Annotated in this window: 12 protein-coding genes; 3 read left to right on the forward strand and 9 right to left on the reverse strand. The window is 72.5% G+C overall.

What is annotated here, in order from left to right:
- Positions 1-29: 29 nt before the first annotated feature.
- Positions 30-1,604 (forward strand): glutamine-hydrolyzing GMP synthase, encoded by a 1,575-nt coding sequence (guaA, locus tag JQC91_RS12010; RefSeq protein ID WP_203287043.1) that lies wholly within the window; start codon positions 30-32, stop codon positions 1,602-1,604.
- A 188-nt stretch (positions 1,605-1,792) separates the two neighbouring features.
- On the opposite strand, the gene JQC91_RS12015 is transcribed toward guaA, so the two are convergent.
- Both JQC91_RS12015 and JQC91_RS12020 read right to left on the reverse strand, forming a co-directional pair.
- Positions 1,793-2,287: a GNAT family N-acetyltransferase gene (locus tag JQC91_RS12015; RefSeq protein ID WP_203287044.1), complete on the reverse strand. Its 495-nt coding sequence runs from the start codon at positions 2,285-2,287 to the stop codon at positions 1,793-1,795.
- Positions 2,284-3,834, reverse strand: a complete 1,551-nt coding sequence (locus JQC91_RS12020; protein ID WP_203287045.1) for a helicase HerA-like domain-containing protein — start codon at positions 3,832-3,834, stop codon at positions 2,284-2,286. Before JQC91_RS12020 ends, JQC91_RS12015 begins: the two co-directional genes overlap by 4 nt.
- A 358-nt stretch (positions 3,835-4,192) precedes the next feature.
- Between JQC91_RS12020 and JQC91_RS12025 the strand changes: the two genes are divergently transcribed.
- Positions 4,193-4,870, forward strand: a complete 678-nt coding sequence (locus tag JQC91_RS12025; protein ID WP_203287046.1) for an invasion associated locus B family protein — start codon at positions 4,193-4,195, stop codon at positions 4,868-4,870.
- A gap of 16 nt (positions 4,871-4,886) precedes the next feature.
- Here JQC91_RS12025 and JQC91_RS12030 read toward each other — a convergent pair whose 3' ends face one another.
- The 4 genes from JQC91_RS12030 to JQC91_RS12045 are packed head-to-tail and all read right to left on the reverse strand — an operon-like array spanning position 4,887 to position 9,069.
- Positions 4,887-6,095, reverse strand: coding sequence for a beta-ketoacyl-[acyl-carrier-protein] synthase family protein (locus JQC91_RS12030; protein ID WP_203287047.1), 1,209 nt, complete (start codon positions 6,093-6,095; stop codon positions 4,887-4,889).
- Positions 6,092-6,370: an acyl carrier protein gene (locus tag JQC91_RS18020; RefSeq protein ID WP_343069964.1), complete on the reverse strand. Its 279-nt coding sequence runs from the start codon at positions 6,368-6,370 to the stop codon at positions 6,092-6,094. Before JQC91_RS18020 ends, JQC91_RS12030 begins: the two co-directional genes overlap by 4 nt.
- A complete protein-coding gene (locus tag JQC91_RS12040; protein WP_203287049.1) occupies positions 6,363-7,454 on the reverse strand; it encodes a UDP-3-O-(3-hydroxymyristoyl)glucosamine N-acyltransferase in 1,092 nt (363 codons plus the stop codon). The genes JQC91_RS18020 and JQC91_RS12040 overlap by 8 nt, the downstream gene beginning before the upstream one ends.
- Positions 7,455-7,482: 28 nt before the next feature.
- Positions 7,483-9,069 carry a L,D-transpeptidase family protein gene (locus JQC91_RS12045; RefSeq protein WP_203287050.1) on the reverse strand — a complete coding sequence of 529 codons (1,587 nt, stop codon included), beginning with the start codon at positions 9,067-9,069 and terminating at the stop codon, positions 7,483-7,485.
- A 276-nt stretch (positions 9,070-9,345) separates the two neighbouring features.
- Here JQC91_RS12045 and JQC91_RS12050 point away from each other — a divergent pair, with 276 nt between their 5' ends.
- Complete coding sequence (locus JQC91_RS12050; RefSeq protein ID WP_343069965.1) at positions 9,346-9,924, forward strand: DUF882 domain-containing protein; 579 nt, start codon at positions 9,346-9,348, stop codon at positions 9,922-9,924.
- A gap of 107 nt (positions 9,925-10,031) precedes the next feature.
- On the opposite strand, the gene JQC91_RS12055 is transcribed toward JQC91_RS12050, so the two are convergent.
- From JQC91_RS12055 to JQC91_RS12065, 3 genes are all read right to left on the reverse strand, one after another.
- The gene (locus tag JQC91_RS12055; protein ID WP_203287052.1) at positions 10,032-11,123 is read right to left on the reverse strand and encodes an ABC transporter ATP-binding protein; all 1,092 of its coding nucleotides are present in this window, start codon (positions 11,121-11,123) and stop codon (positions 10,032-10,034) included.
- Positions 11,124-11,186: 63 nt separating this feature from the next.
- Positions 11,187-11,615 carry a hypothetical protein gene (locus JQC91_RS12060; protein ID WP_203287053.1) on the reverse strand — a complete coding sequence of 143 codons (429 nt, stop codon included), beginning with the start codon at positions 11,613-11,615 and terminating at the stop codon, positions 11,187-11,189.
- 109 nt (positions 11,616-11,724) lie between these two features.
- Positions 11,725-17,106, reverse strand: coding sequence for a Hint domain-containing protein (locus tag JQC91_RS12065; RefSeq protein ID WP_203287054.1), 5,382 nt, complete (start codon positions 17,104-17,106; stop codon positions 11,725-11,727).
- Positions 17,107-17,465: the final 359 nt, after the last annotated feature.

Here is a 17,465-nt window from a genome sequence, read left to right on the forward strand (position 1 = left end):
CCCCGTCCCGGCGGCCCTATCCCCCGCCCATGCAGCACCCGCCCGCGACTCCCGATCCCTCCGACCACGAACGCCTGCTGATCGTCGATTTCGGCTCTCAGGTGACGCAGCTCATCGCCCGCCGCCTTCGGGAACTGAGCGTCTATTGCGAGATCCACCCGTTCCAGAAGGTCGACGCCGCCTTCCTGCGCGCCTTCGCGCCCAAGGCGGTGATCCTGTCGGGCGGCCCGGCCTCGGTGCCCGACGCGGGCTCGCCCCGCCCGCCGGCGGAGGTGTTCGGGCTGGGCGTCCCCGTCCTCGGCATCTGCTACGGCCAGCAGGTCATGCAGCACATGCTGGGCGGCGAGGTGCGGCGCGGCGAGGGCACGGCCGAGTTCGGGCGCGCCTACGTGGAGCGGAGCCGTCCCCTGCCCCTGACGGACGGCTGGGACGACCGCGAGCAGGTGTGGATGTCCCACGGCGACCACGTCGCCGCGCTGGCGCCGGGGTTCGAGGTGTTCGGCACCTCGCCGGGCGCGCCCTACGCCATCACCGCCGACACGGACCGCGGGTTCTACGCCGTCCAGTTCCATCCGGAGGTGCACCACACGCCCAAGGGCCGGACGCTCTACGAGAACTTCGTGAAGGCGGCGGGCTTCGCGCGCGACTGGACGATGGGCGCCTACCGCGAGCAGGCGATCGAGGCGATCCGCGCGCAGGTGGGCGACGCCAAGGTGATCTGCGCGCTGTCCGGCGGGGTCGATTCGTCGGTCGCCGCCGCCCTCATCCACGAGGCGGTGGGCGACCAGCTCACCTGCGTGTTCGTGGATCACGGCCTGCTGCGGAAGGACGAGGGGAAGGAGGTCGTGGCGATGTTCCGCGACCACATGAACCTGCAGGTCATCCACGCCCGCGAGGAGGACCGCTTCCTCGGCGAGCTGGAGGGCGTCTCCGACCCCGAGACCAAGCGCAAGATCATCGGGCGCCTCTTCATCGACGTGTTCCAAGAGCAGGCGGACCGGATCGAGGGCGCCAAGTTCCTCGCCCAGGGCACGCTCTACCCGGACGTCATCGAATCCGTCTCATTCAGCGGCGGCCCCTCGGTCACCATCAAGTCCCACCACAACGTCGGCGGCCTACCGGAGAAGATGGGCCTCACCCTCGTCGAGCCGCTGCGCGAGCTCTTCAAGGACGAGGTCCGCGCGCTGGGACGGGAACTGGGCCTGCCCGCCCACTTCATCGGGCGCCACCCCTTCCCCGGCCCCGGCCTCGCCATCCGCTGCCCGGGCGAGATCACGCGCGAGAAGCTCGACATCCTGCGCGAGGCGGACGCGGTGTTCATCGACCAGATCCGCCGCCACGGCCTCTACGACGACATCTGGCAGGCCTTCGCCGCGATCCTGCCCGTCCGCACCGTGGGCGTGATGGGCGACGGGCGGACCTACGACTGGGCCTGCGCGATCCGCGCGGTCACCAGCGTCGACGGGATGACGGCGGACGTCTATCCGTTCAGCCACGAGTTCCTGCTGGAGACGTCGACGCGGATGATCAACGAGGTGCGCGGCATCAATCGCGTGACCTACGACATCACGAGCAAACCCCCCGGCACCATCGAGTGGGAGTGATGAATCGCGCGCACCGTCGCGCGATCCCAGTAGGCAAGCGCATGTTCGCGCAGCGAACGTGACGCTCACCCCCTCTCAACCCTCGGCGCACCCCATCCGCCGCGCCCCAAGGGATGGGCGAAGCCCTACGCACGCGCTATGCCCAAGCGTCGGTCGGGTGGGCTATCGCCCACCCTGCGGCGTCGGGATCAGCGCCCCACCACCCCGCTCCGCCGTTCCAGCAGCACCGTGTCCCGCCACCGCCCGGCGAACGGCCCGTGCGCCATCCGCCCGATGCGCGCGCGCCGCCCCACCTCGCGGAAGCCCGCCGCGCCGAACACCTTCAACGAGCCCTCGTTCTCGGGGAAGATCGATGCCGCCAGCGTCCACCACCCCGCCATCTCGGATGCGTCGACCAACTCCGCCAAGAGGCGCGCGCCGACGCCCCGCCCCCGCACTCGGGACGCGACGTACAGGCTCACCTCCCCCACCCCGCGGTAGGTCTCGCGCGACGATGACGGCGCGACGGCGGCCCAGCCGGCGACCAGCCCCCGGTCCTCCGCCACGAGGCAGAGCGGGAACGCCGCCCAGTCGTCGGCGTCGAGCGGCACGTCCCGGAACGACGCGTGCCCCGTGGCCAGCCCCTCGGCGTGGACGGCACCCGCCTCGAAGGCGTCCGAGGGACGGGCGGACCGGACGATCATCGCCCGCGGAAGAGCCCGCCGAGGACGCCGCGCACGATGGACTTGCCGACCCGGGTCCCCATCTGGCGGGCGACGGACTTGGCGAAGGCCTCGCCGATGGTGTCGCTGCGGCTGGAGCGCGTGCGCGGCCTGGACGTGGAGCGTCCGACCTTGCCGCCGGAGTAGCGCCGCCCGGTGCGGTACTCCCGCTCCCGCGCCTCGGCGCGCTCCTCCTCGGCCTCGGCCTCGGCGGCGGCCTTCGCGGCCTCGTCGGCCCGGCGCTGGAGCTTCTCGAAGGCCGAATCGCGATCCACCGCCTCGGCGTAGCGCGCGCCGACGGTGCTGCCCGCCATCACGTCCCGCCGCTCGGCCTCGGTCAGCGGCCCCAGCCGCGAGGACGGGGGCCGGATCAGGGTGCGCTGCGCCACCCCGGGAATGCCCTTGCGCTCCAACAGCGAGGTCACCGCCTCGCCGACGCCGACTTCGCGGATCGCGTCCTCCACGTCGAAGTCGGGGTTCTCGCGGTAGTTCATCGCCGCCTGCCGCAACGCCTTGCGGTCCTTCGCGGTGTAGGCGCGCAGCGCGTGCTGCACGCGGTTGCCCAACTGCCCGAGGATGTCCTCGGGCACGTCTTCGGGGTTCTGCGTGACGAAGTAGACGCCCACCCCCTTGGACCGGATCAGGCGCGCCACCTGCTCCACCTTCTCGACCAGCGCGCGAGGCGCCCCGTCGAACAGGAGGTGCGCCTCGTCGAAGAAGAACACGAGCTTCGGCTTGTCCGGGTCGCCGACCTCGGGCAGCGTCTCGAACAGTTCGGAGAGCAGCCACAGCAGCAGCGTCGCGTAGAGGCGCGGGCTCTGCATGAGGCGGTCGGCAGCGAGGATGTTGACCATGCCGCGCCCGTCCGCGTCCGTGCGGATCAGGTCCGTCAGCTCCAGCGCGGGCTCGCCGAACAGGTTGGTCCCCCCCTGCCCTTCCAGCACCAGCAGCCGCCGCTGGATCGCGCCCACGCTCGCCGTCGAGACGTTGCCGTAGCGCAGGGACAGCGTCTTGCGGTTCTCGCCCACCCACGTCAGCAGCGCCTGCAGGTCCTTGAGGTCCAAGAGCGCGAGTCCCTCCTCGTCGGCGACGCGGAAGGCGACGTTGAGCACGCCCTCCTGCGCCTCCGACAGCTCCAAGAGGCGCGCCAGCAGCAGGGGCCCCATCTCGGCCACCGTGGTGCGGATCGGATGCCCCTGCTCCCCCCAGACGTCCCAGAAGGTCACGGGGGCCGCGCGATACTCTAGGTCGAGGCCGATCTTGCCCGCGCGCTCCATGAACGGGCCGTGCAGCTTGTGGCCCTCGGACCCCGGCGCGGCCATCCCGGACAGGTCGCCCTTCACGTCCGACAGGATCACCGGGACGCCCGCGTCCGAGAAGCCCTGGGCGAGGATCTGCAGGGTCACGGTCTTGCCGGTGCCCGTCGCGCCCGCCACGAGGCCGTGCCGGTTCGCGTAGTCCAGGCGCAAGTGCTGGGGGGCGCCGTGGTCCGGGCCGCCGCCGCCCACGAAGATGGTCCCGTCGGTCATGTGATCCTCCCTCTCGCGGGCGGGCGTAGCAAAGGCGCGCGCCGCCGCACAGGGCGTTGCCACGCAGGGGACGGCGTCGCGGCACGGGCGCATCGTCGCCGGCTCGGAAACGACGCCATTCGGGCCGATCTTCCTGTTGACGCCCCCCCGCCCGTGGGTAAGGTCCGTCCCCAATAAGTCGGCCAGTCCGACGGGGAGAAGAAGACCGGAAGGGGGTTCGTTCTGCGGGCCCCTTTTCGCATTGCCCCCCGGTCCCGGACCTGCGGAATACCGGAGGCGCCGCGCCGCTCATCCCCCCTGCCGTCCCGCGCCGCCCCATGCTAGGCGACGATCGACATCAGACCGGGAGACCCGCCGCATGACCCTTCGCGCCCCCCTCGCCGCCGCGCTCTGGCTCGCGCTCGCCGCAGCGCCGGGCGTCGCCCAAGAGACGACCGCCGAGACCACCGCAGGCGCCGCCGAGGCCGAGGCCGACGGCACGGCGGGAGAAGGGGCCGCCCCCGGCGCGACGCAGATCCCGAACACCGAGCTGTCGACGGGGGCGCCCGCCGCGGGCGCTCCGGAGACCGCCGTCCAGACGGGGCCGCAGATCTACGTCCGCGAGGAGCACGGGGACTGGGAGGTGCGCTGCCTCGACGCGCCCGAGGGTCAGGAGGATCCCTGCCAGCTCTACCAGCGGCTCTCGGACCAGGAGGGCAACCCGACGGCGGACGTGAACTTCTTCGACCTGCCGGACGGCGGGCAGGTGGCCGGCGGCGCGACGATCCTGACGCCGCTGCGCACGCTGCTCACGGCGCAGGTGACGATCACCATCGATGGCGGCCAGCCGCGCCGCTACCCCTACTCGTTCTGCGACGCGGGCGGCTGCTATGCCCGGCTGGGCTTCACCGCCGAGGACCTGCAGCGCTTCCGCCGGGGCGCCTCGGCCACGGTGGTGGTGGTGCCCGCGCTCGCGCCCGACCAGCCGGCCGAACTGACCATGTCGCTGACCGGCTTCACCGCCGGCCTCGCGGCCGTCGAGGTGGCGAACCAGTGACGCGGCGGACGGCGGCCTAGGCCGCCGTCACCGCCAGCACGGCGTTCTGCCCGCCGAAGGCGAAGGCGTTCGAGAGGGCCGCCCTCACGGTCGCGGGCCGGGCCGCGTTCGGCACGCAGTCCACCGGGCAGTCCGGGTCCGCCTCCCGCCAGTTGGCGGTGGGCGCGATCACGCCCTCCTCCAAGGCCATCAGCACCGCGAGCAGCTCGATCGCCCCCGTCGCGCCGATGCAGTGCCCGTGCATCGCCTTGGTCGACGAGACCGGGGGGACCGATCCGAACACGTCCCCCAGCGCCGCCGACTCCGTCCGGTCGTTCGCCGCCGTTCCCGTCCCGTGGGCGTTGACGTAGCCGATGTCGGACGGGTCGAGCCCCGCGTCGCGCAGCGCCCCCGTCATCGCGGCCACCGCGCCCGCGCGGTCGGGCTGCACGATGTCGGCGGCGTCCGAGGTCATCGCGATGCCCGCGATCTCGCCGAGGATCGGGGCCCCCCGCGCGCGCGCATGTGCCTCCTCCTCGAGGACGACCACCGCCGCCCCCTCGCCCTGCACCATGCCCGAGCGGGTCGCGCAGAACGGGCGGCAGGTGTCCGACGACATCACGCGCAGCCCTTCCCATGCCTTCACGCCCCCGAAGCAGAGCATCGCCTCGGTCCCGCCCGACACCATCACGTCGGCCATCCCCGCGCGGATCGTCATCACCGCCTGCGCGATGGCATGGTTCGACGAGGCGCAGGCGGAGGACACCGTCATCGACGGGCCGGTCAGGCCGTAGCGCATCGAGACGTGCGCGGGCGGCGCGTTGTTCATCAGGCGCGGCACGACGAAGGGGTGCACCCGGTTGCGCTGCTCCTCGTAGACGAGGCGGAAGTTCTCGTCCTGCGTCTGCAGCCCGCCGCCCGAGGTGCCGAGGATGACGCCCGCGCGCGACGGCTCGACCCCGCCCTCGGCCAGCCCGGCCTGCGCCATCGCTTCCGCCGCGGCGATCAGGGCGAACTGCGTGACGGGATCGTAGAGCGTCAGCTCCTGCCGCGAGAACCGCGCCGCCGGGTCGTAGCCCTCGACCTGCGCCCCCACCGCGATGGAGAGGCGGTCCGCGTCCCGCACCCGGAGTGGCCCGATGGCGGAGCGCCCCGCCTTCATCGCCGCCCGCGTCGCCGCGACGTCCCCGCCCAAGGCGTTGATCGTGCCCGCGCCGGTGATCACGACGCGCCGCCCGGCGCTCATGTGCGCTTCTGCTCCGCGATCAGCCGCTCGACGGCCGCGGTGATGGCCGCCACGGAGGAGATGTCGAACGCGCTCTCCGCGGGGGCGTTCGCGTTGAACGGCACGCGGATGTCGAACGCCTCCTCGATGGCGAAGATCGCCTCGACAAGCCCCATGGAATCCACGCCGATCTCGGCGGGCACGGTCTCCGGCGTCACGGTCTCCTCGGGCACCATCGCCTGCTCGGCCACGATGGCGCGCACCGTCGTGGCGACGTCCTTGCGCGCGTCAGTCACCGGTGGCCTCCCCCGCGGCGGCCGCGCGCAGCGCCGCCACCTGCGCGGCGAGGCGCGGCAGGCGGCGGACATGCTTGTCGAGGCTGATCCGCGTCTTCATCTCCAGCGCGGGTGAGCCCCAGAGGACCTTGCCCGCTGGCACCCGCGTCACGATCAAGGTCCCCGCTCCCGTCACCACGTCGTCCCCGATCTCGATGTTGTCCGCGACGCCGACCTGCCCCGCCAGCACCACGCGGCTTCCGATCCGCGCCGAGCCCGCGACGCCGACGCAGCCGCACAGGAGGCAGTCCTCGCCGATGCGGACGTTGTGGCCGACATGCACGAGGTTATCGATCTTGGTGCCCCGCCCGATTACCGTGGACGCCACGGTGCCCCGGTCGATGGTCGAGTTGCAGCCCACCTCCACGTCGTCGCCGATCTCGACCGTCCCCAGCGAGTGGATGCGGGTCCAGCCCTGCGCCACAGGTGCGCGCGCGTCCCCGCCCAGCGAGCGGCGCGCCCGCTCGACGGTCGATTCCTCGGGGGTCACGAAGGACAGGCCGTCCCCGCCCACGACGCAGCCGGCTTGGCCGACGAAGCGGTGCCCGATCCGCACCCGGTGGGAGATCACGGCGCTCGTCATCAGCAGCGCGTCGTCCCCGACCGCCGCCCCCGCGTCCACGGAGACCCGCGCCATGATCCGCGCCCTGTCGCCGATCACGGCGTCCCGCCCGACCGTCACGAAGGGTCCGATCCGTGGGTCCGCCCCGATCGACGCGGTCGGGTGCACGACGGCGGTCGGGTGGATGCCGGGCTCGATCTCCGGGCCCTCGTCCAGCGCCCGCGTCACCGTCGCCATGGCGAGCCGCGCGCGGGGCACGGTGACGGCGGCCTCGAGCCCCATCGCCTCCCAGTCGGCGCCCTCCCACAGGATGGCCGCGCGCGCGCGCCCCGCGGAAAGCCCCGCGGCGTAGGCGGGCGACATGGCGAGCGCGATGTCCCGGGGGCCGGCCTCCGACGGCTCGGCCGCGCCCGATATCTCGACCGCGCCGTCCCCGAGGACGGGGCGGCCCAGCGCCTCCGCGATCTGGTCGAGCGTGAGCATGACGGGCGTCCTCCGATGCCCGCCGCACCTAGCTGCGGCGCGCCGCCGTTTCCACCCCGGCCGCCCGCAGCGCCTCGAGGATCGCGGCGTCACGCCCGTAGACGTCCCCGCGATACTGCGCCCGCCCTTCGGCATCGACCCACGCGGACCAGTGCACGAGATGCACGCCGACCGGCGCGGCGATGTCGACGCGGCGCTCCCGCCGGGTGCGCAGGATGCCGTCGAAGAAGGCTCGGCTGTCCGCCTCCTGCGGGGCGAGCAGGTGGTAGGCCAGCCCGAACGGGTCGCCCACCCGGACGCATCCGTGGCTGAACGCGCGGACGTCGCGCCCGAAGAGCGACTTGGCCTGCGTGTCGTGGAGGTAGATGTTCCACGGGTTCGGGAACATGAACTTCACCCGCCCCAAGGCATTCCCGTTCCCCGGCGGCTGCTTGAGCGAGTAGGGGAAGTTGCGCGCGGTGTAGCGGCTGAAGTTGATCGACGACCGGCTCACCTCGCGCCCGTTGCGGTAGATGCGCAGGTGCCGCGCGCCGCCCCGGCGCAGGGCGGGGAGGTATTCGTTCACGGTGATCGAGCGCGGCACGTGCCACGTCGGGTTCACCACCATGTGGGTCATGGTGTGGCTGAACTCGGGGGTGCGCCGGTCCGCGTCGGGGTGCCCGACCACCACCACCGTGTCGAAGGTGACCTTGCCGTCGTCCACCACGTAGGCGTGCTGCTCGGCGAGGTTCACGAGGATGTGGCGCGGCTCCAGCGGCTTGTTCATCCAGCGCTGCCGCTCCAGGCCCACCGCCACCTGCTGCAGGCGGCGCGTCACGGGCACGTTGAGCGCCCGGATCGTCCCCGTCCCCGCGACGCCGTCGGCGGCGAGCCCGTGGTCCCCTTGGAACGCCCGCACCGCCTCGGTCAGCGCGTCGTCGTAGGTCGCGGTGGCCGACCGCTCCGCATAGCCCATCCGCACCAGCCGGTCGCGCAGCGCGACCACCGCCGCGCCGGACGCGCCCGGCACCAGCCTTCCGCCGGGCACCTCGGGCCCCCAGCCGCCCCGCGCGGCCATCTCCTCCAGCCGCAGCTTCTCGCGAAGCAGGCGGGCGTATCGCGGGGTCGCGGGCCACAGGTCGTGCATCACCGCGGCCGGATCCCCCCCGGCCCACGCGTCGAGGAGCGCTGCCTCGTCGCGGCGCGGGACCTCCAGCACGAGGGTCCGGTCCACGGTCTTCGGGTCCAGCACCCCGGACGAGATGTCGTGCGCGAGCCGCAGGAAGCGGCGCGTCATCGCCACGTCCAGCTCGGCGCGGGCCGCGGGGGTGGCGGCGGCGGCGAACTCGGCGCGCAGCCCGTCGACCGTCAGGCCCCGGGCCGGCAGCGCATGCAGCGGCGTCCGCGCGAGCGCCGACAGGAACGCCGCCCGCCGCGCCTCCGCGCCCTCGCCCGACCAGACCGGCGCGAAGTCGCGCTCGCGGTAGAACGCGGCGACCGCCCCGTCCGCGTCCCCGTCCGCGATCGCGGCCGCCATGGCGGCGGCGAAGGGGGTGATCGTCGTGGCGCCGGCGGGCACGGCGAAGGCCAAGGCGGCGGCCAGCGCCGCGGCGGACAGGAGACGGGTCGGGCGCATGGGGATTCCCTCGGTCGTTCAACCACCGGTATAGCAATTCGCCACGCCGAGGGAGCGTTCACGAATTCGTAAGAACGAAACCGGTACACCCCATGTCGAATCGCGGGCCATGCGAGTCGGTCGTTTCCGAAGCGTGGCAGATTACCGCTCACGCAAAACCGGATGGGCCGAATCGCTGTGAATGCGCCTCAAATATGCCACAAGTCATGCGTCATCTGGGGGATGACACACAGCGAGGTCGGATTAACCGACCCGCAGGGCACGGGACAGAACAACGTGACGCAACCGATCAGTTCGGGGGCTTTCGCCCCGACGCGCCGTGGCATCCTCGGTGCATTCGCAGCCACGGCGGTCGCCGCGGCACCCCACTACGCCAACGCCGCCGGCTTCCTTCGGGGCGGCGGAGACATCCGCAGGTTGCGGATGACCAACGCCCGGACGGGCGAGGCGATCGACACGATCTACTGGATCGAGGGCCGCTACGTCCGGGACGCGCTGCGCGAGATCAACTTCTTCTTCCGCGACTGGCGCCGGAACGAGGTGAAGCAGATCGACAACCGCACGGTCGACATCATCGCCGCGACCCACAACCTCGTGGATGCCTCGGAGCCGTTCCTGCTCCTGTCGGGCTACCGCTCGCCGGCGACCAACCAGATGCTGCGCCGCCGCTCCGGCGGGGTCGCCAAGAACTCGCTCCACCTCAAGGGCCAGGCCGCCGACCTCCGGCTGTCGTCGCGCACGCCGCGCCAAGTAGCACGCGCCGCCGCCGCCTGCCGCGCGGGCGGCGTGGGCAAGTACTCCCGCTCCAACTTCACCCATGTCGACTGCGGCACCGTCCGCGCGTGGGGGAGCTGACCTAGGACGAGGGACGGGGCGAGAGGCGGACAAACCGCCCGCAGCTCCACTCGACGGACGGCCCGGCGCACCGCACGCCGGGCCGTCTCTCGTTCCGGGGGCCGGTCCTACGCGTCGCGCGCCTTCGGGAAGACAAAGCAGCGGTCCCGGCGGATCGAGAGCCACAGGGGCGTGCCCGGCTTGGGCAGGAAGATCGCGGGCACGGTCGCCGTCACCCGCGTCGAACCGTCGGCCATGGTGAACTCGACCAAGCTCTCGCGCCCCATGAACCGCGCCCGCTCCACCACGCCCCGCGCGGGCACCCCCTCGGCGGGCGTCGGCGCAGGCCCCCGCCCCTCCCGGTCGAAGTCGAGGCGCACGTGCTGGGGCCGGAACACGATCTCCACCTCCGTCCCGTCCGCGAGGCCCGGCGCGAGGAACTGGCCGAACGGCGTGTCGCAGAGCGCGCCCTCCACCGTCGCGGCCAGCTGGTTGACGTCGCTGAAGAAGGCCGCCGCGTCCCGATCCGCTGGCGCGGTGTAGAGGTTGTAGGGCGCGGCCATCTGCACGATCCGCCCGCCCCGCATCAGCGCGATGGAGTCGGCCATCCGCATCGCCTCGTCTGGCTCGTGGGTCACGAGCAGGACGGCCGTGCCCTCCGCCTTGAGCACTGCGAGCGTGTCGTCGCGGATCCCGTCGCGCAGCCGGTTGTCCAACCCGGAGAACGGCTCGTCCATCAGCAGGACCTTAGGCCGCGGGGCCAAGGCCCGCGCGAGCGCGACGCGTTGCTGCTCGCCGCCCGACAGCTGGTGCGGATGCATGTCGCCGTAGCCCGACAGCGCGACCCGCTCCAGCAGCTCGGCCACGCGCGCCGCCTTCTCCGCGCGCGACCCGGCGAGCCCGAACCCGACGTTCTGCGCGACCGTCAGGTGGGGGAACAGTGCGAAGTCCTGGAACATCAGCCCGACGCCCCGCTCCTCCGGCGGCAGGTGGACGCCCGGTCCCTCGACCGTGCGTCCCGACAGGCGGATCTCGCCATCGTCGGCCCGGTCCAGCCCCGCGATTAGTCGCAGCGTCGTCGACTTGCCGCAGCCCGACGGGCCGAGCAGGCACGTCACCTGCCCCGCCGCCACGGTCAGGTCCACGCCGTCCACCACGGGCCGCCCGCCGAGCACGCGGGTCAGGCCCCGCACCTCCAGCGCAGGATCCTCGGTGGACATGGACAATTCCCGACGGTTTCCGTCAGGCGGAGATAGACGGGGGCCCCACGCGCCGCAACCGCGTCAGAGCACGCCCTCGGCCCGCCGGCGCTCGCCCCGCGCGTAGGCCCAGAGCAGGAGCGACAGCGCCAAGGTCAGAAGCGCGATCGCCGTCACCGGCCCGTCCGTCAGGGTCTGCACCGGGGGCGCGGCGAGCAGCAGCGCCCAGACCGTCAACGCCCCCTGCGCGATGGCCGCGATGCCGAGCATCCACGCCGCCGCCGCCACCCGCGCGGCGAGGCAGAGGGCCCCCACCAAGGCGAGCGTCGCCCACACGCCGAACGCGCCATGCGCCCAGCCCGGCAAGGTCGTCAGCCACTCGATCTGCGCGGGCGGGTAGTCGGCGAGCCAGCCGATCCGCAGCCCGTAGGCGACCAGCACGTATTCGGCCATCACCACGAGGCCCCAGACCACCGCGATGAGCGACATGATGTAGAGATGCGCGCGGCCCATCCGGGTCCTCCTCCGTCCTGCGTGGAGCGCCGGATAGCACGGCCCGCCGCCCCCTTACATGCGAAAAGGGGCGCCCGCGGCGCCCCTTCCCCGATATCCTCGGCCCCGGTCAGGAGGCCAGCAACAGCTCCGCCTCGACCCGCTTGAGCAGCCGGCGCGCGGCGGTGTAGCCCGCCCGGCCCTCGACCGTACGCAGTTCGGGGAACAGCTTGAGGATCTCCTCGCGCTGCGCCTTGCCGATGCCCGCCAGCGAGTGGTCGCCGGGCTGGAAGCTCTCCGTCCACGCGCCGTCCGACAGGATAACCTCGTGGTTGTCGAACATGACGTGGATGTAGGCCGTCTCAACCGCGTCCATCCGCTCGATCCCCGGACGCCCGACCAGATGCTTGGCCGCGACCAAGACCTCGCGCTCGTCGAAGTAGAGCATCGTCTCCTCGCCGGTGATGAGCACCCGGTGCTGGGGCGAGACGACCATGTCCCGCTCCGGCAGGCCGTGGCCCAATGCGCCCTTGGCGATCCTGACCGGGCGCAGCGCCGGATCGGCCTCCATCTCGGCGGCCTCCACGTCCCTGCGGCCCGTCCAGCGGATCACCTGGATGCCGTTGTCGCGGGTGATGACCCGGTCGCCGACCTCCAGCGTCTCGACGGACACCTCGCCGCGCGGCGTCGCGATCAGCGTGCCGGGCGTGAAGCACGGGATGACCTGCTCGATCTCCTCGAACTTCAGGGTGTCGCCGTTCTCGAAGGCGACGATCCCGTCCTCGCGATCGTCCGAGGTGTAGAGGATCGAGTCGACCCCCTCGCCCGTCAGGTCGAGGATGTCGAAGTCGTCCCCGCCCGAGCCGCCGTCGATCATGTCGTCGGCCGAGCCGCCGATGATCACGTCGCGGTCGTCGCCGCCATCGATCATGTCGGCGTCGTCGTCGGTGTTCAGGATCGTGTCGGCGCCCGACCCGCCCGTCACCGTGTCCGACCCCGCACCGCCGTCGATCTCGTCGGCGCCGCCGTTGCCCGCGATCCGGTCGTCGCCGGTCCCGCCGGTGATCGTGTCGGCGTCCTGGCCACCGGTGATCTCGTCGTCCCCGGCCCCGCCGTCGAGCGTGTCCTCGCCGCCGTTGCCGTTGATCGAGTCGTCGCCGTCGCCGCCCGTGATCAGGTCGTCGTCGCCGCCGCCGCGGAGGGTGTCGTCGCCCACGCCGCCGTCGAGCGTGTCCTGACCCGGCCCGCCGAGGATCGAGTCGTCGCCCTTGCCGCCGAGGAGCGAGTCGTCGCCCGCGCCGCCCAGCAGCGTGTCGTTGTCGATCCCGCCGTCGAGGGTGTCGTTCCCCTCGCCGCCGATCAGGGTGTCGTTGTCGTCCTGGCCGAACAGCTGGTCGTCGCCCGCGCCCCCGTCGAGGAGGTCGTCCCCGTTGTCGAGGATCGGGTCCATGTTATCCATGATGTTCGCCGGATCGAGATCCGGGTTCGGCCCGAGCCCGCCGTAGATGACGTCGTCGCCATCGTCGCCGGTCACGGTGTCCGAGCCCTCGCCCGCGATGACCGAGTCGTCGCCGTCGCCGGCGGTGATCTCGTCGTCGTCGAAGCCCGCGTCGATCGTGTCGTCGCCGGTGCCGCCGAGGATCGTGTCGCGGTCGTCGCCGGTCGAGATCGAGTCGTCGCCGTCGCCCCCGTCCACGAAGTCGCGGTCGTCCTCCGGGTCGCCGTCCACGCCGACGATGGGATCGGTCGGGAAGCCGCGATCCGGCAGGCCGATGACGCCCGCGTCAATCGTGTCGTCGCCCGCGCCCCCGACGAGGCTGTCGGACCCGATGCCGCCTTCGACGGAGTCGTCGCCCGTCCCGGCATCCACGGTGTCGTCGCCCTCGCCGGCGCGCACGGTGTCGTCCCCGCCGCCCGCGCGGATGCTGTCGTCGTTCGAGCCCAGCTCGCCCGACTCACCGCCCAGCGCGTCGTGGTTGTCCACGAAGTCGCCGTTCGGGTCGCCCTCGTAGTCCGCGTCGATCAGCTCGCCGTCGTCGGAGCCTTCGACGATCCCGTCCGGGAACGGCTCCGGCTCGACGCCGATGATGGTCTCGATGTTCACGAACTTGGCGGTCTCGCCCGTCCGCTCGCCCGCATCGTCGAGGAAGAAGACCACCCCGTTCTCCGGGTTGTCGCGCTCGAGCTCCACCTCGACGTCCAGACCGGTCAGGTCCAGGGCGTCGAAGTCGTCGCCGCCCTCGCCGCCGTCGATCATGTCGCCCGGCGTGATGCCCACGAAGGTGTCGCGGTCATCGCCGCCCGAGAGCATGTCCATGCCCGCGCCGCCGACGATGGTGTCGTCGCCGTCGCCGCCCTCGATGGTGTCGTCGCCCGCGCCGCCGTCGAGGGAGTCGCTCTGCGCGCCCCCGTCGATCAGGTCGTCGCCTTCGCCGCCCTCGACCGTGTCGGCGCCGCCGCCGGCCATGATGTCGTCGTCGCCGTCGCCGCCAAGAATCGAGTCGGCCGTGCCGCCGCCCTTGATGGTGTCCGCACCCGCGCCGCCATCCAGGGTGTCCGCACCGGAGCCGCCCTCGATGAGGTCGTCCCCGTCGCCGCCGAGGATCGAGTCGTCCTGGCTGGAGCCGAGCAGCGTGTCCGCGCCGGCACCGCCGTCGAGCGTGTCGCTGCCGCCGTTGCCGACGATCCGGTCGTCGCCTTCGCCGCCCGACAGCGAGTCGTCGCCCGAGCCGCCGATGACGGTGTCGTCGCCCGCGCCCGCGTCGACGGTATCGTTGCCTTCGCCGGCGTCGATCTTGTCGTCGCCCGCGCCCCCATCGATCAGGTCGTCGCCCTCGTTGCCCTCGATCGAGTCGCGGCCGTCGCCGCCGATCAGCGTGTCGTCGCCGTCGCGGCCCCGCAGCGAATCGTCGCCCGCGTTGCCCAAGAGCTCGTCGTCGCCGCCTTGGCCGTCGAGGAAGTCGTCGCCCTCGCCGCCGATCGCGGTGTCGGACCCGTCGCCGCCCAGCACGAGGTCGTCGCCGTCCCCGCCCTTCAGCGCGTCGTTCCCGGCCCCGCCGTCGAGCGTGTCGTCGCCGCCCTCGCCGAACAGCATGTCGTCGCCGTCGCCGCCGTTCAGCGTGTCCTCGCCGTCCTGGCCGTGGACCCAGTCGTCGCCGGTGCCGCCGTCGACGGAGTCGTTGCCCGCGCCCATCCAGATCTCGTCGTCGTCGGCCCCGCCCTCGGCGGTGTCGGCGCCCGACCCGCCGACGATGGTGTCCTCGCCGTCGCCGCCCTGCAGGAGGTCGTCGTCCTCCTCGCCGAACAGCTTGTCGTCGCCCTCGGAGCCTCGGAGCGTGTCGTCGCCCACGCCGCCGTAGAGGGTGTCGTCGCCCGCGCCGCCGTCGAACAGGTCGTCGCCCGCGCCTTGGTCCGCGCCAGGCGCGTCGTCGATCAAGTCGTCGCCCGCGCCGCCGTCCACGGTGTCGTCGCCGTCGCCGGTGAAGACGGTGTCGTCGCCGCCGCCCGCGCGGACGCTGTCGTCGTTGGAGCCGAGATCGCCCGACTCGCCGCCCAAGGCGTCGTTGTTGTCGATGCGGTCGCCTTCCTCGCCGATGTCGCGCTCGTCGTAGTCCGCGTCGATCAGCTGGCCGTCGTCGTTGCCCTCGACGATGCCGTCGAGCTTCGGCTCCGGCTCGACGCCGATGATCGTCTCGATGTTGACGAAGGACGCGGTCTCGCCGGTGCGGACGCCCGCGTCGTCGAGGAAGAAGATCGTGCCGTTCTCGGGGTTGTCGTCCGACAGCTCCACCTGGACGTTCAGGCCCGTCAGGTCGAGCGCGTCGAAGTCGTCGCCGCCCTCGCCGCCGTCGATCACGTCGCCCGCGGTGATGTCGATAAAGAGATCGCGGTCGTCGCCGCCCTCCATCGTATCCGCGCCGCCATCACCTTCCAGCGTGTCGTTGCCCGCGCCACCCTTGATGGCGTCGTCGCCGTCGCCGCCGTCGAGAAAGTCGTCCCCGCCCTCGCCGAACAGCATGTCGTCGCCGGCGTTCCCGTCGAGCGTGTCGTCGCCGTCCTGGCCGTGCATCCAGTCGGCGCCGTCGCCGCCTGCGGCCGAGTCGTCGCCCGACCCCATCCAAATCTCGTCACGGCCCGCGCCGCCCGAGGCGGAATCGTCGCCGGCGCCGCCGACGATGGTGTCGTCGCCGTCCTCGCCCATCAGGGTGTCGCGCCCGTCGCCGCCGTTGAGCTTGTCGTCGCCGTCCCCGCCCTTGATGGCGTCGTCGCCCGCGCCGCCCACGAGGGAGTCGTCGCCGCCCTCGCCGAACAGCATGTCGTCGCCGCCGTCGCCCTTCAGCGTGTCGTCGCCGTCCTGGCCGTGCATCCAGTCGGCGCCGTCGCCGCCGGTGGCGTGGTCGTCGCCCGAGCCCATCCAGATCTCGTCGCGGCCCGCGCCGCCCTCGGCCTTGTCGTCGTCCGCCCCGCCGAGCAGCGTGTCGTCGCCGTCGCCGCCGAGCAGGGTGTCCTTGCCGGCGTCGCCGGACAGACGGTCGTCGCCCTTCCCGCCCGCCACGAGGTCGTCGCCCGCGCCGCCGTGCAGCGTGTCGTTCGCGCCGTCGTCCTCGGCCACGCCGAGCCCGCCGCCGTTGATGTTGGAGGAGTCGTAGCCGACGATCGTGTCGTCGCCGTCCCCGCCGCGGATGGAGTCCGCGCCGTTGCGCCCCTCGATCCGGTCGTGGCCCGCGCCGCCATCGATCGTGTCGCGGCCCGCTCCGCCGTAGATCGAGTCGTTGCCCTCGTTGCCCAGCAGCGAGTCGTCGCCCGACCCGCCGTCGATCTGGTCGTTGCCGGTGCCGCCGTCGACGGTGTCGTCGCCCGCGCCGGAGCGGATGGTGTCGTCGCCCGCGCCCGCGCGCACGCTGTCGTCGTCCGAGCCGACGCGGCCCGACGCGCCGCCCAGCGCGTCGCCGTTGTCGATGCGGTCGCCCTCCGGGTCGCCGGTGTAGTGCGCGTCGATCACCTCGCCCGCCGAGGTGCCCTCGACGATGCCGTCCAGCGCCGGGGCCGGCGTGAACTTGAGGTCGTCGATCGCGCCGGAGCCGCCGAGGATCACCTCCATGCGGCCCACGCCGTCCGTGTCGATGTGGACGTCCTTGGCCCCGTTGTTCGTCGTCGCCACGTCGATCTGGCGGATGAACTTGCCGTCCTCGTCGTAGAGCTTAATCCAAGCCCCCTCCTCGACGTCCAGCACGGTGAGGGAGTGGAGGTCGACCTCCCCGTCGAAGTCGAAGACGAACTTGCCGCCGCCCGCGTTGTCGTCGGGGTCGCCCTGGTCGCCGTCCTCGGACAGGATCAGGATCTTGCCCTGGTCCTTGTAGGCGAGGTCGTGGTCGCCGCCCGTCGGCTTGTTCGAGTCGAACACCATGACGGGGTTGTGCGGGTTGCCCGAGGAGATCGTGACGCCGGGGAACTGGTTCGAGACGATCGCGCCGGTGTGAAGGGCGTTGAAGTCGAGCGTGGTCTTGGTCATGGCGATACGGTCCTTACCTCAAGCCGCGCCGGAGCGCGTTGACGACACGGCGGTCGGGCATGTGTTTGCGGTCGCCACGGTCGTGACGCGAAAAACGGACGAGGACATGACGGGCAGCGGGCGCCCGGCTGTCGCAAGGGTGGTGTTCATACGGTCGTTCCTCGTCCTCTAAACGCCCCCGTGCGGGCAGGACGATGGCGGCCAGGGTCGCGGGGCGGGCGGCACGCGTCGCGGGAAGAGCCGGGGCGACGCCCCGTCGCGGCCCCCTCCGGCCCCCACCGGACGCGACCCGCGCGATCCGCGGTGGCGGACCCCGATCCCGATTGACGCGACCACCCCCATGGTCGGCAGACATCGCC

This window comes from Jannaschia sp. Os4, assembly GCF_016820245.1.
In the GTDB taxonomy this organism is placed as follows: domain Bacteria; phylum Pseudomonadota; class Alphaproteobacteria; order Rhodobacterales; family Rhodobacteraceae; genus Jannaschia.

What these genes read in the sequence shown, in the direction of transcription:
- JQC91_RS12040 (WP_203287049.1), bottom strand. Translation starts at nt 7,454, where the DNA reads ATGCTCACGCTCGACCAGATCGCGGAGGCGCTGGGCCGCCCCGTCCTC.
- JQC91_RS12030 (WP_203287047.1), bottom strand. Translation starts at nt 6,095, where the DNA reads ATGAGCGCCGGGCGGCGCGTCGTGATCACCGGCGCGGGCACGATCAAC.
- JQC91_RS12060 (WP_203287053.1), bottom strand. Translation starts at nt 11,615, where the DNA reads ATGGGCCGCGCGCATCTCTACATCATGTCGCTCATCGCGGTGGTCTGG.
- JQC91_RS12015 (WP_203287044.1), bottom strand. Translation starts at nt 2,287, where the DNA reads ATGATCGTCCGGTCCGCCCGTCCCTCGGACGCCTTCGAGGCGGGTGCC.
- JQC91_RS12055 (WP_203287052.1), bottom strand. Translation starts at nt 11,123, where the DNA reads ATGTCCACCGAGGATCCTGCGCTGGAGGTGCGGGGCCTGACCCGCGTG.
- guaA (WP_203287043.1), top strand. Translation starts at nt 30, where the DNA reads ATGCAGCACCCGCCCGCGACTCCCGATCCCTCCGACCACGAACGCCTG.
- JQC91_RS12045 (WP_203287050.1), bottom strand. Translation starts at nt 9,069, where the DNA reads ATGCGCCCGACCCGTCTCCTGTCCGCCGCGGCGCTGGCCGCCGCCTTG.
- JQC91_RS12020 (WP_203287045.1), bottom strand. Translation starts at nt 3,834, where the DNA reads ATGACCGACGGGACCATCTTCGTGGGCGGCGGCGGCCCGGACCACGGC.
- JQC91_RS12065 (WP_203287054.1), bottom strand. Translation starts at nt 17,106, where the DNA reads ATGACCAAGACCACGCTCGACTTCAACGCCCTTCACACCGGCGCGATC.
- JQC91_RS12025 (WP_203287046.1), top strand. Translation starts at nt 4,193, where the DNA reads ATGACCCTTCGCGCCCCCCTCGCCGCCGCGCTCTGGCTCGCGCTCGCC.